The sequence below is a fragment of the Undibacterium hunanense genome (assembly GCF_014284335.1).
GTDB lineage: Bacteria > Pseudomonadota > Gammaproteobacteria > Burkholderiales > Burkholderiaceae_D > Undibacterium > Undibacterium hunanense.
This window is the reverse complement of sequence record NZ_JACOGF010000003.1, coordinates 191,228-216,061: the sequence shown is the minus strand read 5'-3', so window position 1 is coordinate 216,061 and position 24,834 is coordinate 191,228. Positions and strand designations below refer to the sequence as shown.

The 24,834-nt window shown below is 50.7% G+C and carries 15 protein-coding genes; 13 read left to right on the top strand and 2 right to left on the bottom strand.

Annotation, left to right across the window (positions count from 1 at the left end; genetic code table 11):
* Window positions 1-12: 12 nt before the first annotated feature.
* Window positions 13-4,038, bottom strand: a complete 4,026-nt coding sequence (locus tag H8L32_RS07035; RefSeq protein WP_222619262.1) for a beta-galactosidase — start codon at window positions 4,036-4,038, stop codon at window positions 13-15.
* 508 nt (window positions 4,039-4,546) lie between these two features.
* On the opposite strand from H8L32_RS07035, the gene H8L32_RS07030 reads away from it, so the two are divergent.
* From H8L32_RS07030 to H8L32_RS27555, 13 genes are all read left to right on the top strand, one after another.
* Complete coding sequence (locus H8L32_RS07030; protein ID WP_222619260.1) at window positions 4,547-6,241, top strand: rhamnogalacturonidase; 1,695 nt, start codon at window positions 4,547-4,549, stop codon at window positions 6,239-6,241.
* Between the two features lie 125 nt (window positions 6,242-6,366).
* Entirely contained in the window at window positions 6,367-8,007 is a 1,641-nt protein-coding gene (locus tag H8L32_RS07025; RefSeq protein ID WP_186946461.1) for an alpha-L-fucosidase, read from the top strand.
* Window positions 8,008-8,164: 157 nt separating this feature from the next.
* On the top strand, window positions 8,165-9,313 hold the full coding sequence (dgoD, locus tag H8L32_RS07020; RefSeq protein ID WP_186946460.1) for a galactonate dehydratase: 1,149 nt from the start codon (window positions 8,165-8,167) through the stop codon (window positions 9,311-9,313).
* A gap of 8 nt (window positions 9,314-9,321) precedes the next feature.
* Window positions 9,322-10,335 (top strand): 2-dehydro-3-deoxygalactonokinase, encoded by a 1,014-nt coding sequence (locus H8L32_RS07015; protein WP_186946459.1) that lies wholly within the window; start codon window positions 9,322-9,324, stop codon window positions 10,333-10,335.
* 42 nt (window positions 10,336-10,377) lie between these two features.
* Window positions 10,378-11,034: a 2-dehydro-3-deoxy-6-phosphogalactonate aldolase gene (locus tag H8L32_RS07010; protein ID WP_186946458.1), complete on the top strand. Its 657-nt coding sequence runs from the start codon at window positions 10,378-10,380 to the stop codon at window positions 11,032-11,034.
* A 224-nt stretch (window positions 11,035-11,258) separates the two neighbouring features.
* Complete coding sequence (locus tag H8L32_RS07005; RefSeq protein WP_186946457.1) at window positions 11,259-12,296, top strand: SMP-30/gluconolactonase/LRE family protein; 1,038 nt, start codon at window positions 11,259-11,261, stop codon at window positions 12,294-12,296.
* A 2-nt stretch (window positions 12,297-12,298) separates the two neighbouring features.
* A complete protein-coding gene (locus H8L32_RS07000; protein WP_186946456.1) occupies window positions 12,299-13,309 on the top strand; it encodes an arabinose ABC transporter substrate-binding protein in 1,011 nt (336 codons plus the stop codon).
* Between the two features lie 13 nt (window positions 13,310-13,322).
* Complete coding sequence (gene araG / locus H8L32_RS06995; RefSeq protein WP_186946455.1) at window positions 13,323-14,840, top strand: L-arabinose ABC transporter ATP-binding protein AraG; 1,518 nt, start codon at window positions 13,323-13,325, stop codon at window positions 14,838-14,840.
* A gap of 18 nt (window positions 14,841-14,858) precedes the next feature.
* Complete coding sequence (gene araH / locus H8L32_RS06990; protein ID WP_186946454.1) at window positions 14,859-15,878, top strand: L-arabinose ABC transporter permease AraH; 1,020 nt, start codon at window positions 14,859-14,861, stop codon at window positions 15,876-15,878.
* Window positions 15,875-16,681: an SDR family oxidoreductase gene (locus H8L32_RS06985; protein ID WP_186946453.1), complete on the top strand. Its 807-nt coding sequence runs from the start codon at window positions 15,875-15,877 to the stop codon at window positions 16,679-16,681. Before araH ends, H8L32_RS06985 begins: the two co-directional genes overlap by 4 nt.
* 31 nt (window positions 16,682-16,712) lie before the next feature.
* Entirely contained in the window at window positions 16,713-17,660 is a 948-nt protein-coding gene (locus H8L32_RS06980) for a LysR substrate-binding domain-containing protein (protein WP_186946452.1), read from the top strand.
* Window positions 17,661-18,066: 406 nt separating this feature from the next.
* Window positions 18,067-21,237 carry a TonB-dependent receptor gene (locus H8L32_RS06975; protein WP_329605159.1) on the top strand — a complete coding sequence of 1,057 codons (3,171 nt, stop codon included), beginning with the start codon at window positions 18,067-18,069 and terminating at the stop codon, window positions 21,235-21,237.
* Window positions 21,238-21,372: 135 nt separating this feature from the next.
* Window positions 21,373-23,352, top strand: a complete 1,980-nt coding sequence (locus H8L32_RS27555) for a family 43 glycosylhydrolase (protein ID WP_222619259.1) — start codon at window positions 21,373-21,375, stop codon at window positions 23,350-23,352.
* Between the two features lie 76 nt (window positions 23,353-23,428).
* Here H8L32_RS27555 and H8L32_RS06965 read toward each other — a convergent pair whose 3' ends face one another.
* A complete protein-coding gene (locus H8L32_RS06965; protein ID WP_186946450.1) occupies window positions 23,429-24,817 on the bottom strand; it encodes an FGGY-family carbohydrate kinase in 1,389 nt (462 codons plus the stop codon).
* Window positions 24,818-24,834: the final 17 nt, after the last annotated feature.

Here is a 24,834-nt window from a genome sequence, read left to right as displayed (position 1 = left end):
TTCCGTTTGTCATCAGCGTTGCAGGTTGGAAGGGCTTGGTACCAGCTCCAGCGGCGCACCGCCACGGGCGGTACGTATCTTGACCAATTCCAGCGGTTCCAGCGCATTCGCAGCCTTGCCGTCGGTACTGACGGCCAATGTAAGCGTATTTTCACCATTCGGATTCAATATGCCTGGTGGCAGGATGAATAGACGCTGCGGACCTATATGAGAAATGAAATTTCCCATATTCCAGCCATTGACGAAAATCAGGACACGGTTTCTGCGGTCAGAACGTGGCTGGCTGGTATCACCTATGGCCAGACCCAGTTGCACGTCATGACCTGCCGGCATATCCAGGGTGAAATTGGTACGTAACCAATACGTACCAGCCGCTGGTGGCGCCGCATCTGGACTGGCTTTTTCCCAGCCACCGTTGTCCGGTTTGGACTCGGCCTTACTGCTGACCGGCAAATACCAGCCTGCACGTTCGCCATACAGACCACCGTTATTCAAAGGTCCGCGCACCAGATCGGCGATTTCTTCACCACCTTTATTGCCCTGGATTTTCCAGTTGATAGGTGTAGCAAATTTCTCTTTGATGTCATGCGTCAGCGACGCACTGATCAAGCCACGTGCGACTTTATGTTCGTCATCCGCCGCCAGATCCCAGTTGTGGGAATTATTTCTGACCATGACCGACAGTACATGTTCGCCTGCATGCAATGCTTCGGCGGGCAGCTTGAAGTTGGCTGTGCCCCAGTTATCTGGCTTGGGTTTTCCGGTTGGCATTTCATTTTCACCGATGTAGACACCATCCAGCCACAGTTGCATGAAGCCTGCGCCACCACCACCATAACTGATTTCCAATTGTTCAGGCAGTGGTTTTCCGGCCAAAATCTTGAAGTTGCCACGGTACCAGACATCGCCATGGTGAAAGCCATAATCGCTCATGCTGAGTATGGGTTGGCCAGCAGGAGGCGTGGTCTTCACGGTGGCAGCCGTGGTGGTCAGGTCAGTCTTGCGCCATTTGCTGTCGTCAAAAACTTTGGCAGCCTCTGGCGAATCCATGCGACGCATCCATGTCTGTTGCATCAGTTTTGGTAAAACAATGTCAGCAGGGCCAGCCAGGGGCTCAGTCGACAAGCTGCCATCGGCATTTTTGTTGCTGGTGATGGCGGCAGTATTCCAGGTGATTTGTGTGACGGCTTTAGGTGCCCATATGTCCAGCTTACTGCTTTCGTGCGTATCGCCACTCAGGTGCAGGGTGTTGCCTTGCACATTGGCCTGGCGCACCAGTGCTGGCGAACGCTCAAGGACGGGGCCGTGTGCGGTTTCCTGGCGCCAGAAATTGCGACCGGTTTCATCGTCTGCAAGCAACAACAGTAAATCTGCTTTGCCACCACCACTGATGCGTACGCGTATCAAATCCTTGTGTACATAATTCAATCGCAGATCGCCCGTTTTTTGATCAAACACCGCATTGGTTGCACCTTCCAGTACTTCGACCTTTGGCGCTGATTGATAACGCAATACGGTTTCGCCATCTTCGCCCTTGCGGCCGTACAGCAAGGCGATATCGCGTTCATCCTGCTGCAGGTGGGTCTGGGTGTCGGATGTGGTGTAGACCAGATGCTGACGCTCCATTGCATAGTCAGACAACAGCAGTTTGACGTTCTGGTCCTTGATACGCAAAGTACCTGCCTGCGGGATCTGATAGCTGCCATCGCGTGTGGTGAGCTTGAAGCTGAACAATTCTTCTGTGGTTGAATCGGTCTTGGTATGGATGGCGAAAATCAGGTGCGAGCCATTCACCGGACTGATATTGTGATACAGCCTGACAGCAGGATTGGAGGTGGTGATTGCCTCGCCTTTATCCATGGCGCTCAACACAGATTTTGCGGCTTCTACAAAATGCCCCATCTGCTTCAGTGTCAGGGCTTTTTCACGCAAGCCACGGCCTTCGTCGATGGCTGCTCCATAATCGTAGGACGTATATACAACCTGCGCAGGCAGCCAGCCCCAGGATGTGCCACCATACATCATGTAGACGGAATGGATGGAAATGCCATTGATCAAATTGGCACCGTAGAACGTGCGCACATAATTCGATCCGGTGCGTTGCGCGGTGCAGTCATAGGTGCCGACGCTGCCCCAGAAATCAAACCAGCCGCCGCCCATTTCTGCTGCAAAGCCTGGTGTATTTGGCGAGGCGAGGGCGCCAATCTTGACTGGCCCGGTTCCTGTATTGGCAGGAATTTCACCATACATGCCCCAGTTGGGCACGACATTTGGTTTGCCAATTTCTTTGGTATTGGTACAGCCACCACCGGGGTAACCGTCAAAACTGTACAAATCGGTGGGGCCAGGGACTGCATAGGGCGCGCTGGAATTGGGCGGCGTCCAGTTCGGCAGACGACCGGCAGAATTGTGGAACAGCGGCACGCTGATGCCATCTGCCCTGGCTTTGTCTGCCAGGTGCTGCATGTAGCGCTTGTGCGTATCCGAGGTATTGGATAATTCGTTTTCCAGCTGATAGGCAATGACAGTGCCACCACCATTGGTGATTTGATGGCGCGCGATAATCGCGTCAATCTGAGTCAGCCATTCATCTGCTGACTGCATATATTCAGCAGCATCAGTACGGGCAATCGCTTTTTGCCTGGCCAGATAACCAGGGAAACCGCCCAGTGTCAGTTCAGCATTCACATAGGGGCCGGGGCGGGCAATGACATACATGCCTTCCTGTTCTGCCATTTCTATCGCCAGTTCTACATTGCGTATGCTGGAAAAATCATATTGATTCGGGCGTGACGAGTGATAACCCCAGTCAAAGTAGATGGCTACCGTGTTGAGCCCGGTGGCTTTCATTTTCTGTATGACATCACGCCACAGTGAGGGATTGGGTAAGCGGAAAGGGTGAAATTCACCGGCCCAGATCATTTCCCTTTTGCCGTCTATCATTAGCGAGTGTTTATCCCAGGTGATCTTTTTCGCTGGCGATTTTGCGGCAATCGCCTGCTCCAGGACTTTGGTAGGTTCACTGATGACAGTGAAGTGGCGTACCGCACCCGATACACCCCCCAGTTCCTGCTTGGCTGTCCAGGTCTTGAAATTGTCCTTGCTGTCGGAATACCAGTAATGCTTAGTCGTATAGTCGTCAAAGTAAATGCGCCAGCCGCCATTTTTCAGCTTGACCAGGGCCTGACCTTCCGAAGGCTTGCCCCAGCCTGCCCAGTCACCCGTTTTTTCCACTTTCCATGGACCAGCAAGGGCAGGGGCGGTCGCCATTTCTATGTACTTGCTGGTTTCATTTTTAGTGAAAACCACATAGCGTGACCCATCCTTGATGGGGAAAGTATCAATGTAATTATTTTGCAGACCTGCCATGGCCTGGGCTGGCGAGAAATTGGCATACGTTTTGTCCAGCGCATGCAGCACGTAGGCACCAAAGGGCCCCTTGGTTCCCTGTGTGGATATGGACACGACAATGTGGACAGTGCCATCACTGTCGGTGAACCATTCAGGTGCCCAAACATTGCTGATTTTGGCATTCGCATCCGGCAATTGCAGGTGCACGTCACGTACATGCTGCCAATGGCGCAGGTCGCTGCTTTTGGCAACGCCAAACGTATCGCCAGCCCAGCCGGTAGTGTAAATCACATAATAATAACCATCATCTGCATGCAAAATGGAAGGATCACGCAGCAGGCCTTGTGGCGGTGTATACGCTTCAGAAGCCAGCGGTGCAAAGCTGGTGCCGTCGTAAGAAGTAAACAGGCTGAGCTTGTTTTGTGATGTAGAAGGAAAGGCTGACATCAGGAAGCTGGTGTCACCCTTGAGCGGAATCACTTTGGGGTTGGCATTTGGTGGGGCAACCGTACTATTGGTCTGTACCTTGTTGGTACTGGTCAGCCCGAAGCTGTCCATCAGGGCATCGCCAGTGACGGGCGGGCTTTGCGGCGAATTCTGTGACGGTGCAGTATTTTGTGCCTGTGCCAAGCTTACGCTGCACGTCAATGCCAACATGGTCAATCCGGATCGTACTACTGAGTTCATCATTTTCCTTCTGACGAATAGTCAAACAAAGAATTGGGAATGAGTAGATGAATGCCCACACTTGGCAATGAGCCATGGCCATCTGGCATGGAAGCTTGATTTGATACGGCTTAGTGTGAGATGTCTCTATTTTTATGGCCGCATTACTATCTTGATTACTATCTTGAAATGCAGCTTATTATTTTGAGTATCAATTTCAGGAAGGGGCATGTCAACAAAACTGAGCTGGTTTGCTTCATGTAATCACGTTTCTGAGCAATGGCAGGATATTTGTATTTTCCTGTCAACCAATTGAATATAAGCAGTTAATTAACTGTTCTTCGCACGATTGGTTTTGCGCATTCAGGCAAAATCAGTCTCGCTTTGCTCAATATTAATCATCAAGTTGAACATTCTGACTGGACGTTCGTTTGTTTTTTAATGGTAATCTCGAATGATAATTTGCATGGATAAAAAGAAAAAATGCCATGAAAAATCTATTTTAAAAAGATCAGCCGGAGACAAAAGATTGAATAAGCAGACATCATCGCCATTGCGACGCGGCTTTTTGCGCATGTTTGGTACGGGCGCTGTGGTCGCTACGCTACCCGTGTACGCACTGCCAGCGATGGCACAAAAAAAATCAGCTTCAAATGCGAATCTTGCTGGTAATTTCAATGTCAGGGCTTACGGTGCTGGCGGCGACGGTAAAAAGACAGATACCGATGCCATTAACCGTGCCATTGCCGCAGCGGCAGCAGCAGGGGGCGGAACAGTGTTTTTCCCTGCGGGTAAATACCTGAGTTTTTCCATTCGCCTGCAAAGCCATGTCAGCCTGTATCTGGATGCTGGCGCCACACTGATTGCGGCTGATCCGGCAAAGCATGGTGGCAGTTACGATGCAGCAGAACCGAATGAGTGGGATGCCTATCAGGATTTTGGCCATAGTCACTGGCATAACAGCCTGATCTGGGGTGAAAACCTGGAGCATGTTTCCATTCTGGGTACCGGTCTTATCTATGGTGCTGGCCTGACTCACGCGGGGCCGGGGCCACGTCGTGTACCCAAACCTGGCGACATGCCTTCCAGCCTGGGTGATAGTGATCCGCACGGCGAGCGTGGTAGCGGCAAGCCTTACGGTGCCGATATGATAGGCAAAGGCAACAAGGCGATTGCCTTGAAAAACTGTAAAAATGTCATTTTGCGCGACATCAGTATTTTTAATGGCGGTCACTTTGCCTTGCTGGCGACCGGCACCGACAATATGACCATAGATAACCTGAAAGTGGATACGGACAGGGATGGGTTTGATATTGACTGTTGTCGCAATGTTCATATTTCCAATTGCAGCATCAATTCTCCGAATGATGATGCGATTTGTCTCAAAAGTTCGTTTGCGCTGGGGTATAAGCGCTTTACTGAAAACATCAGTATCACTAATTGCCAGGTGTCCGGTTTTGATTTGGGTACCTTCCTGGATGGCAGTTTCCAGCGCAAGCAGGAATTTGCGCCAGACAAGGAGGGGGTTGCTGGCCGCATCAAGCTGGGTACTGAGTCAAACGGTGGCTTTCGCAATATAACAATCTCCAACTGCGTGTTCGAGCGTTGTCGTGGCCTGGCCATCGAGAGTGTTGACGGTGCCGTCATTGAAGATATTGCCGTCAGCAACCTGGCCATGCGTGATTTAACCAATCCGCCGCTGTTCATTCGGCTGGGCAGCCGTTTGCGCGCACCTGATGGTGCAGTAACCGGTGCCATACGACGCATCAATATCAGTAATATCGTGGTATCGGGTGCCGATTCGCGTTACGCATCCATTATCAGTGGTGTGCCTGGCTACCCAATAGAAGATGTGCGCATCAGCAATGTGCATGTTGTGCATCAGGGTGGTGGTGACATCAGTAAAGTACTTGCCAATCCACCGGAAAATGCCGGTAGCTATCCTGAGCCCAGCATGTTTGGCCTGAGCCCTGCACATGGCTTGTTTGCGCGCCATGTCAAGAATCTGGACTTGCATCACGTGGATATCACTTGCAAGCAACCCGACAGTCGGCCTGCCTTTGTTTTGCATGACGTGAACCGCGCTTATTTTGGTCAGGTGAATTTCCCTCAGCAAGCAGGCTCGCCAGGTTTCAGTCTGCAGGATGTGAAAGAATTTTCAGTAAAAGACTGTAGTGGTCTGGCAGATACCCAGCGCAAACAGGTTGCACGAGAGAGTTTGTAAAACGAAAGCGCTTATCTGCAGTGGCAGGCATTGATCAGTGTCGGATTGACGATCAATGCTTGATCTTCATCCGATACTGGCAGCAGGCGATCCTTATCTATTGAGTCATTCCCTACCACGTTCCTATGCCCACTCATCGTGTTTTACGTCGTCAAAACAGGTTTTTGCTGATTTTTTCCTTGATGGTTACGGCAATATCTGCCTCGCCTGTATCGGCAAGAGTACCGGATCAATATGCATCCGGTGGCAATTCTCAGGGCTATGATATGGCACCGGAAACCAGGCTGGAAGTGGTGCAGGCAGCCGTTGCCGCACTGTCAGCCAGCAAGGTGCCGGGGCCGTTCCAGGCCAACTGGGATTCGCTGAAGAAAAATTATCAGGTGCCTGCCTGGTTCAATGAAGCGAAGTTTGGCATTTTTATGCACTGGGGGCTGTATTCTGTTCCGGCGCATCATAATGAGTGGTATGAAAAACATATGTATGGCGCTGACAGGCAATGGCATGCCACGCATTTTGGTGATCAGGAAAAATTTGGCTACAAGGATTTTATCCCCATGTTCAGGCAGGAGAAATTTGATCCTGACGAATGGGCAAGCCTGCTCAAAAAATCGGGTGCCAGGTTTGTGATTCCCAGTGCCCAGCACCATGATAATTTTGCCATGTGGGATAGCGCCGTCACGCGTTTCAATGCCAAACAGATGGGACCTGGCCGTGACCTGATCGGTGAATTGGCCAAATCTGTGCGTGCGCAGGGCTTGAAGTTCGGGGTTTCCAATCATGGAATAGAGAATTTTCAGTTTATCAATCCGCCTGCTGACCTGGCAGCCAGGCTGAAAGCGAAAAAAGCTGATCTGTATGATCCTGAATGGGCTGACTTTTATAACGTCGCAGACCGTAGTGACGAGGCATGCAAGAAATTTCTGGTGGACTGGTATCTGCGCAATGTGGAGCTGATAGATAAATATCAGCCAGACATGCTGTGGTTTGATAATGGTGTTGACCAACGTTATCTTGATCCGCTGAAATTGCAGATCGCAGCCTATTATTACAATCGCGCCAGTCAGTGGGGGAAAGAAGTTTCCCTGAGCACTAAAAAAGCAGCGTATTCGCCAAGCAATCAAAATACCGAGACGATCGCTTCCATCATCGATTTTGAAAAAATCGGAGAAAGATCACCTTCCGGCATTCGTCCTGGTGCCTGGCAGGTAGATGAGCCCATAGGCAGCACCTGGGGCTATACCGAAGGCATGAAGATCGCCAGTCCTGCCAGCATCATTGCCAAACTGGCCGACACAGTCAGTAAAAATGGTACCTTGCTGTTGAATATTTCGCCCAGGGCAGATGGCAGCACTCCGCAGGAACAGCAAGATACCTTGCTTGGCATTGGTCAATGGCTTGCGGTGAATGGCGAAGCGATTTACGGTACACATAGCTGGACCAGCTTTGGCACAGGTGGTGGCCGCAATGAGGCAGGCCCGCATATCCGTTTCACCGTAAAAGAGGGCAACCTGTACGCCATCATCATCGGTGCAAAACCTGGTGCAGAGTTGTTGATTGCACCATTATCCACAGCGACCGTGTCAGGAAAAATAAGCCAGACCAGCTTGCTGGGCAAGGTAGAAAATCTGGCATTCGTACATGATCAGGCCGGTTTGAGGCTACAAATGCCGCAAAACCTGCCTGCATCGCCCGCCTATACGCTGAAAATTACAGGACTGAAGATGAATTCGTCATCCGCAACGCGTTCGGGTAATCCCACCTGGTAAGAAAAACGGATTCATCGAAAGCGGATGACCTTTGCTTTTCTTTGTATAGCCATGTTCGTCGCTATTCCAAATTCATATACTTTGGGCTAGTTAATTCATATTTCTTATCATGAGTGCCCATCTACACTCATGACTTCACTTGCCAAACCATTGCGTCATGAAAATAACAAAACTGACTACTTACCGTGTTCCTCCAAGGTGGATGTTGCTGAAGATAGAAACCGATGAGGGTATCGTCGGTTGGGGCGAGCCTGTCATTGAAGGACGGGCCCGTACGGTAGAAACAGCCGTACAGGAATTTGCACCTTACCTGATAGGGCAAGACCCGGCCCGCATCAACGACCTATGGCAAGTCATGTACCGTGGTGGCTTTTATCGTGGTGGTGCCATTCTCATGAGCGCCATGGCTGGTATTGATCAGGCTTTATGGGATATCAAGGGTAAAGCCCTGGGTGTGCCGGTATATCAATTGCTGGGTGGCCTGGTGCGTGATCGCATGAAGACCTACAGCTGGGTGGGCGGTGACCGTCCTGCTGACGTGATCGCGGATATCCGCCGGCTGCGCGAAGCGGGCTTTGATACCTTCAAGATGAATGGTACGGAAGAATTCGGCATCATAGACAGTGCTGCGGCAGTCGATGCTGCGGTGGGCCGTATTGCCGAGATTCGCGAAGCATTTGGTAGCCAGATCGAATTCGGCATTGATTTTCATGGTCGTGTGGCTGCACCCATGGCCAAGGTCTTGTTGCGTGCTCTGGAACCGTATCGTCCTCTGTTTGTTGAGGAGCCGGTGCTGGCAGAACAGGCCGAATATTATCCGCGCCTGGCAGAAAGTACTTCAATACCACTGGCAGCAGGCGAGCGTATGTATTCGCGCTTTGAATTCAAGCGCGTGTTTCAGGAAGGTGGCATCGCCATTGTTCAGCCTGACCTGTCTCATGCCGGTGGTATTTCCGAATGCCATAAAATTGCCGCGATGGCAGAAGCTTATGACATTGCCCTTGCACCGCATTGCCCGCTGGGGCCGATTGCCCTTGCCGCCTGCCTGCAACTTGATTTTGTCGCCCATAACGCCGTCTTGCAAGAACAAAGCATGGGCATCCATTACAACAAGGATGCAGAGTTGCTTGATTACGTCATCAACCGCGAAGATTTGCGCATTACAGATGGCTATATTGCAGCCTTGCCGAAACCGGGCCTGGGCGTGGAAATTGATGAAGAGCGTGTGAAAGAGGCCAGCCTGCGTGCCCCTGACTGGCGTAATCCCTTGTGGCGTCATGCGGATGGCAGCGTTGCAGAATGGTAGGACTGAATATGGAACGCAGCAAGGACATCGCTCCCTTGAGTGGCAAGGAAGACGTACGTCTGATCGGTATAGACTGGGGTAGTACAGGCTTGCGGATTTTTTTGATGAGCGAGAATGGACGGCTCATCGGCAATCGTGAAGCGGCCTCCGGCGTTTCCGTCATACAGGGCGGGAATGCGGGTTATATGCGCACCTTGCAGGAACTTGCCGGCGACTGGTTGACGACCTGGTCTGATGCGCCTTTGCTGGCATGTGGCATGGTCGGCAGCAAGCATGGCTGGCAAGAAGTGCCCTATGTGAATTGCCCGGCAGATGCACAGCATATTGCGCGTAATGCTGTTCGTGTTGATACCGGCAGTTTGCTGGCAGCGCCCCACAGCCTGCACATTTTGCCCGGCTTGTTGTACCGGCCTGAAGGTGGGGCACCTGATGTCATGCGCGGCGAAGAAACGCAAATCGTTGGTGCCCTGCAAGGGCAGTCCGACTGGGCCAGTCAATCATGCATAGTCATGCCGGGTACGCATTCCAAATGGGCCAGTATCGTCGATGGACAAGTACATGCCTTTGCCACCCATATGACAGGTGAATTGTTTGCCGTGCTTAAACAGCATTCAGTGCTGGGACGATTAATGCCGATAGCATCGGATGCTGCGACAGGCAAGACCGAAACTGAAGAAGTTTGCTTTACAGCGGGCCTGGATGCTGCACGCAAAATGCTGGGGCAGGGCCTTGGCCATCAACTGTTCAGTGTGCGTACCCTGGGTCTGATGGGCGATATGCCGCCTGCTGGCTTACCAGATTATTTGTCTGGCTTGTTGATTGGCAATGAAATACTGGCAGGCTTGCAATGGCGCTCAATACATGGTCTGGGTCATGCTCCCCTCATACTGATCGGTGAAGCGTCTCTGTGTGCTCGCTATGCACGGGCTTTGTCCTACTTGGGTGTCAAGCCCGATGCCGTGCTGGTCAATACTGCGCCTGCTGGCTTGTGGCACCTGGCAAGTTCTGCCCGTTTGGTGTGATCCCTGGTCACCTCTGCATCTACCTTTTCTGGAAAACAGTACATGACAACTTCCCTTATCAGTTTTGATCAGGCATTTGCCGCTTTACCCCTGGTTGCCATTCTGCGTGGCATACGGCCGGAAGAAGTGCAGGCCATTGCCCTTGGCTTGTACGAAACAGGCTTTCGCATCATAGAAGTGCCGTTGAACTCACCTTCTGCGCTTGAATCAATCAGCCTGCTCAGTCGCAGCCTGCCTGCGGACGCCTTGTGTGGTGCCGGTACGGTGTTGAGTACCGATGCAGTAAGGCAGGTGCGTGATGCGGGTGGACGTCTGATTGTCATGCCGCATGCCGATACGCAAGTCATCAGCGAAGCCAAGGCGCAGGGGCTGTATTGCGTGCCTGGTGTATGTACATTGACAGAAGCCTTTGCCGCTTTGCATGTCGGTGCCGATGCGGTCAAACTTTTCCCGGCTGAATTGATCACGCCACCTATCGTACGCGCCATGCGGGCGGTATTGCCATCCACTCTGCGTTTGTTACCTGTTGGTGGCATTACCCCTGACAACATGCAAGCTTATCTGCAGGCAGGCGTCAGTGGCTTTGGCCTAGGTTCTGCCCTGTACAAGCCGGGTATGGATGCGGCGGCGGTACAGCAGCAGGCACGCAGATTTGTGACTGCGATCAGAGAGCAATCACAGGGTAATGCAATTTTGTAAGCAGGTAGTTGATTTTTTGAAAATATCTATTCCAATCGGATATAGATAATTCTTAAAATTGTATTTGTTCGGAATAGCTTCGCTTGCTATCTTATTGCATAAGTTATTGCATAAGTTGGCAAATAAGTTAGCGTGCAGTCTCTAGTGACAAGTCTGGCCTGGCCAGATATGGATGATGGATTTTAATTGCCCTTGTGTTCGATGGGCCTGTTTGCAGGAAGTCTATGTTAGTCAATCCGCTTTTTCAAACCGAGTCATCAGCCAGCGATAAGGCCAGCCTGCAACAAGCGGTGACTCATCATGCAACCCTGGGCGAAGGCCTCGGCTGGCATGGTGCGACAGGAAGCTGGTGGTGGACCGATATCGAAGCCGCGACTTTGCAAGCCTGGTCGCCAGGCAAGTCTGTTATTACCTATAAATTACCTGACCGGCTGGGTTCGTTTGCACACTGCCAATCCGGACGCATGCTGCTCGGCCTGGCGAAGCGGCTGTGCTTTACCAGTCCGCCAAAAAATCCTGGGGCGACATCAGCCAATCCTGTAAGCGCAGGTGCAACAAGCACTACTGCGTTGCAATTACCTGTGCAGTCACTGGTGGCAGTTGATCCGGCAGAAACACGTACACGCGTCAATGATGGTCGTACTGACAGACGCGGTTATTTTGTGTTTGGCACCATGAATGAGGCGGCTGAAAAACGTCCCATCGCCAGCTTTTACCAGTTTTCCATGCAATATGGCCTGCGTCGCCTGGCTTTGCCGGCAGTGGCAATTGCCAACAGTATCTGCTTCAGTCTTGACGGTAAGACCATGTACTTTACCGATACCCTGACGCGCCGTATCCAGCAATGTGATTATGACGCTGAATCGGCAAGGGTGGATAATATCCGCCTGTTTGCCATACCCGATGACGACAGAGCTTATCCGGATGGTTCCGTGATAGACAGTCGTGGCTGTCTGTGGAATGCCGAGTGGGGTGCGGGCAGTGTCACGCAGTACGCGCCGGACGGGCGTCGTTTGCAAAGACTGTCGGTCGCTACCAAAAATCCTACTTGCCCGGCTTTTGGTGGTGCCAATGGCGACCAGCTTATGGTGGCAAGTGCCCGCCAGGAAATGAGTGCCGAAGAACTCTTGCGCATGCCCGGTGCAGGTAGTCTGTTTCTATTGCAGATGGATGAGCCGCTTGCCGTTCCCGATACCTTATTTGATGACAACGATGCTGGTGCAGTATTGCAGCCAGTCCCTAAAACAATAAAGAGACAATGATAATGAAAAACGCAATAAAAAAAGTCTGTTCGCAACTGATAAGTGCGACCCTGACTGCAGGTTTTCTTGGCCTGGCTGCGGTTTCGGCTGCACAGGCGGCTGACCCTGTAAAAATAGGCTTCCTCGTCAAGCAGGCGGAAGAACCATGGTTCCAGGACGAATGGCGCTACGCGGAACAGGCGGCCAAGGAAAAAGGATTCACTCTGGTAAAAATTGGTGTGGCCAATGGTGAAAAAATGATGGCCGCCATCGATAATCTGGCAGCGCAAAAAGCCCAGGGCTTTGTGATATGCGCGCCGGATGTCAAGCTGGGTATGGCAGTTGAACGCGCTGCCAAAAGAAATAACCTGAAAGTGATGTCGGTAGATGATCAGCTTGTCGATGGCAGTGGCAAACCGATTGCATCGATTCCACATATGGGTATTTCTGCCTATGAAATTGGAAAACAGGTTGGCCAGGGACTGATAGAAGAAATGAAATCACGTGGCTGGAATATGACTGAGGTTGGTGCCATGCGCATGGCCTTTGATCAGTTGCCGACCGCACGTGAACGCACCCAGGGTGCCGTGGATGCATTGAAGGCCGCGGGCTTTCCGGTGGCAAATATTGTCGATGCAGCGCAGGCGAAAACTGATACTGAAAGCGCATTCAATGCCGCCAATATTGCGCTGACCAAGCAAACCAGATTCAAGCGCTGGGTTGTGTTCGGCATGAATGATGAGGCTGTCCTGGGAACCGTCCGTGCAGCAGAGGGCAGGGGGCTGCGTAATGATGCCGTGATAGGTATCGGCATAGGTGGCAGCAAAACTGCATTGAATGAATTTGCCAAACCCAGCCCTACCGGATTTTATGGCACAGTATTGATCAGCCCCAAGCGCCATGGCTATGAAACTTCGGTCAATATGTATAAATGGATTGCCGAGAGCAAGGTGCCAGCAGCCTTGACCCTGACTACCGGTGTATTGATGACACGTCGCAATCAGGCTGATGTCCGCGCCGAATTCGGACTTTAGGATATTACCTGCCATGTCGTCATCTCAGGTTCCATCTCTTCAGTTTGAAGAGGTCTGTAAATTCTTCCCGGGTGTGAAAGCACTCAACGGCGTCAGTTTTGAAGCACATGCCGGTACTGTTCACGGCCTGCTTGGTGAAAATGGTGCCGGCAAATCCACTCTGTTGAAAATACTGGGTGGACAATATAAACCAGACGGTGGTCGCCTTTTGTTGAACGGGAATGTCTGTCATTTCACCTCGGCTGGCGATGCCATTGCAGCAGGGATAGCAGTCATTCACCAGGAACTGCAATATGTTCCTGAATTAACCGTAGCAGAAAATCTGTTGCTGGGGCGTCTTCCTCAAAAGCTGGGCTTCGTGAACAGAAACGAAGCGCGGCGCATGGTTAGCCAGCGTTTGCAGCAGATGGGTGTGGATTTGAATCCGGATGCCAGGTTATGTGACCTGTCGATTGCCCAGCGCCAGATGGCAGAAATATGCAAAGCCTTGTTGCAGGATGCGCAAGTCATTGCTTTCGATGAGCCGACCAGCAGCCTGTCGTATCGTGAAAGTGAAATTCTGTTCCGGCTGATACGTGACCTGCGGGCGGCTGGGCGCACCATTATCTATATATCGCACAGACTGGAAGAATTGTATGCGCTGTGTGATGCCTGCACGATTTTCCGTGATGGTCGCAAGATCGTCACCCATCCCGTCATGGCTGATGTGCCGCGTGACGTGCTGATCAATGACATGGTCGGGCGGGAACTCAGCGATATCTATGATTACCGCCCACGGGCAATTCAGTCTGAAAGACTGGTGGTCCGGCAACTGAAGGGGGATGCACTTCCCACTGGCCAGGATTTCAGCGTACGCGGTGGCGAGGTATTGGGATTTTTTGGTCTGGTTGGTGCCGGTCGTAGCGAGTTGATGCGACTCTTGTATGGCGTTGATAAACGTGGTGGCGGTTCCAGTGTCGTGCTGGATGGTACTGCAGTTTCTAATGATGGACCTGCTGCTGCGATTGAAGCAGGTATTGTTCTGTGCCCGGAAGACCGCAAAGAGCAGGGTATTCTGGCGCAGGCATCGGTGGCCGAAAATATCAACATCAGTTGTCGTCGTCACGGATTATTAGGTGGTTTGTTTTTAAGGCATAAACGCGAAGCAGAACTGGCTGATCGCTTTATCCAGAGATTAAAAATCAAAACCCCGAACCGTGAACAGGAAATTCGTTTGCTGTCTGGTGGTAATCAGCAAAAAGTCATTCTGGCACGCTGGTTGGCTGAACCAGGCATGAAAGTATTGATACTGGATGAACCCACACGTGGCATTGATGTCGGTGCAAAAAACGAAATCTATCGCATCATTCATGAAGTCGCAGAGCGCGGCTGCTGTGTCATTGTCGTATCCAGCGAATTGCCTGAAGTCTTGGGCATCTGTGATCGCATCATCGTCATGCGCGAAGGACAGATCAGCGGTCAGCTTGAACGTGCGCAGGCAAACGAAACAGCAGTGCTTGGTCTGGCTTTGCCGGATATGCAAACCACATAATTTTTACAGGAATCTTCCATGTCTTCCCTTAGTCCCGCACAGGCAGATGATGAATCAGCAGTTAAGCAGCCAACACTCAAGCAAAGTACAGGTATGAAAACTACTCAACACTGGTTACAGGAACAGAGCATGCCTCTGGCGTACGCCTTACTCTTCGTGGTGTTGTCATTCACGGTAGAGAATTTTTTCTCGACTACCAATATAGTCGGGCTGATGCTTTCGGTCGCGCAAATCGGTATGGTGGCCTGCACCATGATGATGTGCCTGGCATCGCGCGACTTTGATTTGTCGGTCGGATCCACCATTGCATTTTCTGGTGTATTGGGCGCGATTATCCTGGAACGTACACAAAGCATCACGCTGGCAGTCGGCGGTGGCTTGCTGGCCGGCGCCCTGATTGGTGCCGGGAATGGCGTGTTGATTGCGTATTTGCGCGTGAATGCCCTGATTGCGACACTGGCCACCATGCTGATGGTGCGCGGTCTTGCTTTTATCGTGTCCAAAGGGCAGGCAGTGGGTATTTCAAATGAGACCTTCATCAGTTTTGGTGATGGACGTTTGTTTGGCCTGCCTTATCCTGTACTGGTAGTGGCGGCTTGTTTTCTGGTATTTGGGGTGTTGCTGAATCATACGGTTTTTGGTCGTAATACATTGGCGATAGGTGGCAATCCGGATGCGGCACGCCTGGCGGGGATACGGGTAGAACGTTTGCGCATATGGATCTTCCTTTTGCAAGGATTGGTGACTGCATTGGCTGGCTTGATCCTGGCTTCGCGCATCACGAGTGGTCAGCCAAATTCTGCACAAGGCTTTGAACTGGATGTCATTTCTGCCTGCGTGCTTGGTGGCGTATCCCTGCAAGGTGGCAAGGCTAGAATATCTGGTGTGCTGGTTGGTGTCTTGATCATGGGAACAGTGGAAAACGTCATGAACCTGCTGGACGTTGATGCTTTTTACCAATACCTGATGCGTGGTTTTATCTTGCTGGCTGCCGTGCTGCTGGATCAATTGAAAAGCCATGCAACACGCAAATCATGACTGATCAATCTTTACAAGTGCAAGCTTCTGTAACTGGCAGGTTGCAGGGTAAAGTCGCCATAGTGACGGGATCCACGCTGGGCATAGGTGCTGCGATTGCACGTTTGTTCTTGCAGCAGGGTGCGCGGGTTGTTCTGAATAGCCACAAACATGATGAAACAGCGACGCGCATCATCGCAGAACTCGGAAGTGAAAGCTGCTTTTTCATTCAGGGTGACGTAGCCGATGCGGCAGCAATGCGGTCCGTGGTGGAGCAGACCCTGGCAAGGTTCGGGAAAGTGGATGTACTGGTCAACAATGCCGGTATGAATGTGTTTGCCGACCCTTTGCAAATGAGTGACGAAGAGTGGCAACGTTGTTTTTCTGTCGATCTTGAAGGTGCTTGGAATACTACCCGCGCTGTTCTGCCAGCCATGCTGACACAGGGTGCAGGCAGTATCATCAATATTGCATCGGTACACGGTCATAAAATCATACCTGGCTGCTTTCCTTATCCGGTAGCCAAACATGCATTGATAGGGCTGACACGCTCACTGGGCATAGAATATGCCGCACGTGGCATACGTGTGAATTCGATTTCACCCGGGCTGATCATGACCGAGGCAATCCAGTCCTGGTTTGCCAGTTGCCCTGACCCCGTGGCAGAACAACAACGGCAGGCTGATATTTTGCCATGCCGCCGTATAGGTGAGCCGCAAGAAGTCGCCTATACTGCGGTATTCCTTGCCAGTGATGAAGCACGTTTTATTAATGCCACCGACATCTTGATTGATGGAGGCCGATCACAGCTATACCATGATTAACACCTGACCACTATTCCATATTGCTGATGCCATGAGCAACTCCAGCCCTGATCGTTTTGTTCGTACACATTTAAAAACACGACACCTGGTGTTGCTGGTCGAACTGGGTCGGCATGGTTCCATTTTTCATGCAGCTGAAGCCGCACATCTGACCCAGCCTGCAGCATCAAAATTGTTGACCGAGCTTGAATATGCGCTGGGTGTGCAATTGTTTGAACGCTTGCCACGGGGTATAGCACCCACCTGGTATGGCGAGATCATGATACGGCGTGCTGGTGCCGCATTGGCAGAAATGGATGCGGCACATCAGGAAGTCATGGAGCTGCTCTCTGGTTTAAGTGGTTGCGTATCGATTGGCGCCGTGATGACGCCATCTACCAACCTGATTCCACAAGCGGTAACCTTGCTCAAATCACGTCATGCGCGTTTGCATGTGGCGATACAGGTTGATACCAGCAAGATACTGATACAACGTCTGCGCGCCGGTGAACTGGATATGGTCATAGGACGCATCCTGGACACAGAATCCGCTGCGGAATTGAATTTTGAACCGTTGACCGATGAACCGCATAGTCTGATTGCACGCGGCAATCATCCGCTCGCACAACGCAAAAAATTAACACTGGAAGACCTGGCGCAGGAAGCCTGGATACTGCCTCCCGGAGGCAGTATTTTGCGTGATCGTCTGACTGCTTTATTTTTATCTCATGGGCTTGATCAGCCGACAGAAACTGTTGAAACCCTGTCGCTGCCTGTGATCACCAGCCTGCTGTTGGCAAGCGACATGATCGTCGCCTTGCCAGAAGACCTGATCAAGACTTATCTTGATTCAAATCTGCTCACTGTGCTCCCATATGATCTTGGATTGCGCATGGATGCCTATGGAATTGTCACCAGAAAGCAACATCGTCTTTCGCCAGGTGCGCAAGCCATGCTCGATGTTTTGCGCGAGTTGGCGCTGCAACGCGCGAATAAATAATTTTCCTCAGCGCTTCACTCAAGACGCAACATCTCCCTCGTCGCTTTCTACGCGGAAACTAAGCTGGGTATAGTTTTGCGAGCGATGTGATGAAAAAATAAGCAAATTTATCTTCGCCTCAGCATCTTTTTTTATTTTCAATAAAGCATGTTGCAGCGCATGAAAATGCATGAAAAATCAAAAAACGTATTTGGTTATTTCTATATTTTCTCGTCTGAAACGATCAATTTTCTGCTTAAAAACCAATCACTTTCTTGATTCTTTTTTTCAGGTTCGTAATTGGAATTAATCATCACTTAGAATCATTTTCGTTGAATGTGCTTGTTTTAATGACAGACCAAAATCGATGGTCGGAACACAGCCAATAACACAGCCAGTAGATGGCCGACAACCGGAGGAGAACATTGTGTTAACTAATCGCAGCAAGAAAGTATTTTTCAATCCCAAACTTAAAGGTACAGCATTGGCTGTACTGTCCGTCATGGCCGCCAATTCAGGTATGGCACAAGACACAAAAAAGCCCGCTGAAACAAAAGAGCAGGCAGATCAGGTTGTCGTTGTTTCTGGAACGCGTAAATCGGTCGCTTCAGCCATTGACAGAAAACTGCGTGCAGACACTGTCGCTGATTCCATCGTTGCTGAAGACATTGGTCAGTTTCCTGATAAAAACGTCGGTGAGGCATTGTCACGTGTTACAGGCGTACAACTCGAACGTTCTTTTGGTGAAGGTACCAGCGTTTCCATCCGTGGTGTTGAACCGGATCTGAATCGCATCGAAATCAATGGCGTATCCGTATTGAGTACGACTGGCGGAGCTGGTCGTGGCGCCGATCTGCGTGAATTACCTGCAGAACTGATTTCTTCGATTGACGTCATCAAAGGCGTGACCGCCAATATGACTGAAGGCGGTATTGGCGGTTCGGTGCAAATCACCACGCGCAAGCCACTCGATTTCAAGAAAATGACTATCGTTGGCAGTATCGCTGGTGAACAGGCACCGCAACGCGGTGGTGTACAACCACGCGCCAACTTTTTCATCACCGACAAATTTCTGGATGGCCGTCTTGGCCTGATGGCGAACATCATTTACGACAAGGTATTAACCCGCGGTGACTTCTCGCGAAATACTTCATGGCGTTATTTCCGTGACTGGGATTTTTCTGCTGATAAAACTGTTCCCAGCATAGACCCGGTACTGGCAGGCGTAACTACCAAAGCGAATTGCTCCAATCTGAGCGCACCGGCGAATGCGACGCAAACTGCAGCAGCAGCGACAACAGCGCTGCAGGCTAGCTGCGTGTCGCAATGGAATGATTATTCACCACAGATTGCCCGTTACGGTATCTGGGAACGTGATCATGAAAGAACATCAGCCGAGTTGACAGCGCAATACAAATTCACTGATCGCCTGAATGCATGGGCAAGTTATCAGACCAACGTCCAGAATCAAAGATTGCGTGACTACAATTACGGCACCGACTTCAGTGCAGTAACGCGCTTGTCCAGCACAGGTACTTTGCCTACCTATAATGCAACTACTGCCGTCCCAACAGGCGGTTCATGCACACCGGTTTCGACAACGACCACGCCGGCTGGCATGATCGTGGACAATCATATCGTTACTCAGTATGTGTTGGGTAACTGCCTGGTGCCAGGTACTGCGGCTTCACCAAATGGTGGGCAGGCAGGCTTCAGTACATCCTTGCGTGATTTTGCATTGAAGATTGATTCTAAATACACGACAGCCGGTTTCAACTATAAAGGTGAAAAACTGGATGTGGATGGCTTGATTTCTTCTGCCAAGTCCACGTACAGCAGTGATTCGAATAATCTGATATTGACGCAGAATGCGCCAGGATTGCAAGTCAATCTCGATGCTTCCGGGCAGCCGCATTTTACATTCCCATCCGGCTACAATCCGTCAAATCCTAATTCTTATGTTGCTGCCCAGTTGCAGTATCGTCCTTCAGAAACAATCAATAAGGAAGACCAGCTCAAGCTTGATTTCAAATATAAGCTGAACACGGATTTCCTGTCACGCATCTGGTTTGGTGTGCAGGCACAGCAGGCAAAATCCAGCCAGTATAATGGCGGCGGTTATCTTGCCAGCGCGGGTAATGATCTGGTTAGTACAGCAGATGACGTGTATGTGCAAACAGCAAACATCAATCAGACTTATAACTATGATCCACTGAATACGACCAATGTAGTGCGTGCCACAGTAGGTCCGACAAATCTGGCTGATGCAAATGCCTGGACCAAGTCGATCAATAGCTCTGCAATGGCTGCATTGGCGCAATCTGTGTTCTCGACTTCGCCAGGCACTTTCTTCAAGGGCTATAGTGGTATCAGTAACGTGCCTGCCAATTGGGTGGCACCGTCTTTTGCAAACGTTGCTTCCATTTTCGATTTGACGCATTTCAATCACGATTACCTGTATAACGCACCAGGTAGCGATGGAAAAATGTATGCGCAGATTCCTGCCTATGTCGTTGATGAGAAAGTTAAATCTACGTACTTGCGTGCAGACTTTGACACTGAATTGTTTGGCAAGGATATCTTCGGTAACATCGGTGTCCGTTATACGCAAACACGTGACGTTTCCCAGGGTTTGTTCAAGCAACAGATCAATGTGGAAAAAACACCTGGTTCTACCACGTTCAATACAGTCATTCTGTCAAATTCCATCACCAGCATCGACAATACCTATTCAAATGTATTGCCTAGCTTTAATGCTGGTGCATGGCTGATACCAAATCAGTTCCTGGTGCGTGTGGGCTGGGGCAAAGTCATGGCGCGTCCTAGAATTCTGGATATCGTCCCGAATGCGACCTGTACCAAAAATAGTGGCGCAGCGCAGTTTGGTGGCGATGGCACGGATGATTGCACGGCCGGTAATCCGTCTTTGAAACCGTTCCAGGCAACCAATACCGATCTGAGCCTGGAATATTATCCAAATGCTGACAGCCAGCTCAGTCTTGCCCTGTTCCGTAAAAACATCACGGTCGGTAACAGCGTATCGACCAACGTAAAAAATGTGGATCTGTTCAAAGACGGTACCTTGTGGGACGTCAAAATGCCAATCAACTATCCAGGTGCTGTGACACGTGGTGTTGAACTGGCAGGCAGAACAGCATTGACTTTCTTGCCAGGTTTCCTCAGTGGTTTTGGTGTTGACGCCAACTATACCCGCATGACTTTCACATATGCACCAGGTACAGAACGTTTGAATCCACTGGATAACTCGATCCTGCCTTACGCCGGTTTGTCCAAGAATGCATACAATCTGGGCTTGTGGTACGACAAGGACAAGTTCAATGCACGTCTTGCCTATCACTATCGTGACCGTTATTACACAGGTACCAATGACGTTTCTGGCAATCCTAACTTTATCGAGAAAACCGGTTATCTGGATGCGAAATTTCAGTATCGCTACAATAACTTCGTCACTTTCTCTTTTGAAGGTAAAAACCTGACTGATCAGGCGAACATCACTGATGCTGGTGACATTTCTCGTCCAAATGAACTGGCATGGTCTGGCCGTCGTTACTTTGTTGGTGTATCGATCAAGAATTAATTTGTAGGGCGTTTTGGAAAGCGCAGTAGTTCATACCAGCCATTCTTGACCAGATGGCTGGTTTTTTTTCATCATGAAAAATTAAAACGAACTGCATATTCCGAACTGTATATTCGCTTCTCTTTTACTTATCTCATGACCACATTTTTTAAACATCGAATAAGCATTTTTTCACTGCTATGCGTGATCATGATGTCTGTCTGTGCCTCGCTGGCAGCGCAACCGCTTTTCAATAATCCACTTGTGAAAAATCGGGCAGATCCGCAAATGTTTTTGCATACGGATGGCTACTATTATTTCACCGCTACCGTGCCAGAATATGATCGCATCGAATTACGACGGGCACCCAGTATCAATGAAATTAGTACGGCAGATGCCAAAGTGATCTGGCGCAAACATACAAACGGTCCCATGAGTCATCATATCTGGGCACCTGAGTTGCATTTCATCCAGGGTAAATGGTATGTGTATTTTACGGCCGGCAGGGCAGATGCCATTTGGGACATTCGTTTGTATGTGCTGGAGAACGCTTCCGCCAATCCGCTGGAAGGGGAATGGATAGAGCGTGGTCAGCTAAAGACGGGTAGAGAATCCTTCTCACTGGATGCGACCACCTTTGCGCTTGCCGGGCAGCGATATCTGGTGTGGACCCAGCGTGACCCTGCACCAGACAAAAAGAATACCAATATTTATCTGGCGAAAATGGATACGCCCTTGTCCATTACCGGGCCGGTCGCCTTGCTGTCCCGTCCTGACTACAGCTGGGAAAAAATTAAGTATGAAGTCAACGAAGCGCCTGCCGTATTGATCAGGAATGGCCGCGTATTCATTACCTATTCCGCCAGTGCGACGGATGAAAATTACAGCATGGGTTTATTGACTGCACCCGCAGATGCTGATTTGCTTGATTCCAGGGTGTGGCAAAAGTTTGCCCAGCCGGTATTCAAGACGAGTGCAACAAATGCCCAGTATGGGCCTGGACATAATTCATTCACGACCACCGCCGATGGTAAAACGGACGTATTGGTATACCACGCCCGTGATTATCGCGAAATCAAGGGCGATTCCTTATATGACCCTAACCGCCACACCCGGGCCCAGGTATTTTACTGGCGTGCAGATGGTACTCCTGATTTCGGTGCACCTGGTGCGCCTACCATCAACCTGGGAAAGCAGGCAGCCAAACCCCTGTTTCGTGACCCGGTGATGGATGGTGCTGCCGATCCTGTTCTGGTACGCAATGCCAAACTGGGGAAATGGTGGATGTTTTATACCAATCGCCGCGCCAATGCTAGCGAGGCACGCGGCGTCACCTGGGTACACGGCACACGCATAGGCATTGCCGAATCGGATGACGAAGGAGCGAACTGGCATTACATTGGCGAAGCCGATATAGAATTGCCAGCGCAAATGGGCGGGGCAGAAGCTACCCATTGGGCACCGGACATTATCCGTGCGAATGATGGTAGCTACCACATGTATCTGACGGTGGTGCCTGGCATTTTTGAAGACTGGAAACATCCTCGTTACATGGTACATTTGACCAGCCAGGATCTGCGGCACTGGCGTAATGCCAGGGTTTTGCAACTGGCGTCTGAACGTGTGATCGATGCCACCGTGTTGCGTTTGCCGCAGGGCGGATATCGCATGTGGTACAACAACGAAGTCGATAAAAAATCGATTTACTATGCTGATAGCCCGGATCTGGAAAACTGGACAAACAAAGGCAAAGCTGTTGGCGATCAGGGTGGCGAAGGCCCAAAAGTCTTTCGCTGGAAAGATCAGTGGTGGATGATTACTGATGTATGGCGTGGTCTGGCTGTATATCGCTCTGATGACCTGCTAAACTGGAAACGTCAGGTGGGCAATCTGCTTGAGGTACCGGGACATGGTGAGGACGATGAAGTAATCGGCGGACATCCAGATGTCGTTGTCAACGGTGACAGGGCATTTTTATTTTACTTTACTCATCCTGGCAAGCGTGGCCCGGACCAGAAAAAAGATGGCAGGGAACAAAGGCGTAGTTCCTTGCAGGTGGTTGAATTATTGCATACGGAGCAGGGCTTGCGGGCTGATCGTGATGCACCGGCTTATGTGCGTTTACCGGCAGAGTAATCAGTGAATAAAATGGGAGCGACTTGTTGCTCCCATTCAGTTCTGCTATTGCAGTTTATGTCCGCAGTCTTAATGTTTATCTGGACGCCACCAAATCCAGCCACTGGTCTTTATACGCTGCCCAGGCTGCCGGCTCCAGTTTGGCAACCGCTACCGAAGACTCGCTCATCCTTGGCAAGTGTTCCCAGTGATGCAACATCCAGGCGCCATATGTCGTGCCGCTGGTATCATTTGACAGCTTGATGCTTTGCTGTGGTCGCAGACTTGCGAGCAAAGAGGCGAAGTAGGGGTTATTGGTAAAACTTCCTTCGACGATGATATCGCCCACTGAACCCAGCTTGTTGAGGCAATAGTCCGTCATCAGCACGCAATACAAGGTGGCAAGCGCATATCTTTCCTGCATATTGTCTGGTGCCTGGCCTTCTATCCTGGCAAGTTGCCCGGAAAACGGACCGCCTGATTCGGCGAAACAGGGCAGCGCAAAGCTTCCCTGTTTAATCAGTTTGTCAATATCGGATAGCGTACAGCTTACCGGTTCCTGGCCTGCAAGCGTGGCAAATTCTCGCCCGCCCATAAATCGCATACAGGAAACGGCTTCACCCAGTACATTGGTGTTGGCCAGCATGTCGGCATCTTCATCCAGGCAAGCTTGCGACGCCCCCAGGGCTGCTGCAATCATCCAGGTGCCGGTGGACAGCACTGTGCATTTTGTATTCGTGCCCGCATTGTGCAGATGGCGTAGCAGGGAGGCATTGCTGTCATGGATGCCGCATACTATCTGGCAGGTTTCAGGCAGGCCGGTTTCCATTGCCAATGTCGGGCGTATTTTTCCCAGCCTGGACCAGGCTTTTTGCATGGGCGGGAATAGCGGTGTCCAAGCCTTTTGTTCTGTAAGGGACGAATATTGCTGCCGGTTCGTATCCCACAGATCAGTATGGCAGCCCAGAGAACTGACTTCCGTCGCAGCAATGCCGGACAGGCGCCAGGCCCAATACTGCGGATACATCAGGATATGTGATGCACGTGCAAAATCAGAGGGGTAAGTACTTTCCAGCCAGGCCAGTTGGCGACCCAGGTTTAGTCCGGCCGGCAAATCGGGGGAATAGCTTTGCTGGTAAGGCGGGCGCAATGGACGGTATTTGCTGTTTTCCTGTTCCGGCAAGTCAGACTCATAATCCAGAACAGGCAATACCAGACCCTTATCATTGACCAGTGCAGCAGTCGCACCATGGGTCACGGGTATAATCGCGGTCACTGTGGCAATACGCGAAAACTCACTAAAAACACGCAACATCCACGCCCAGATTCTGTCAGTATCATGATGCGGGTAGATACCATCCTGAACGATATTGTTGGGGCAACGCTGCGCAGCCAAAGTATTTGCCTGCGCATCCAGTAAGCTGAGTTTTACATTGGTTTTGCCTATGTCCAATACGATACTGGCGTTCGTTTGCAGTGTTTTCATGGATTCTGTTTTACTGC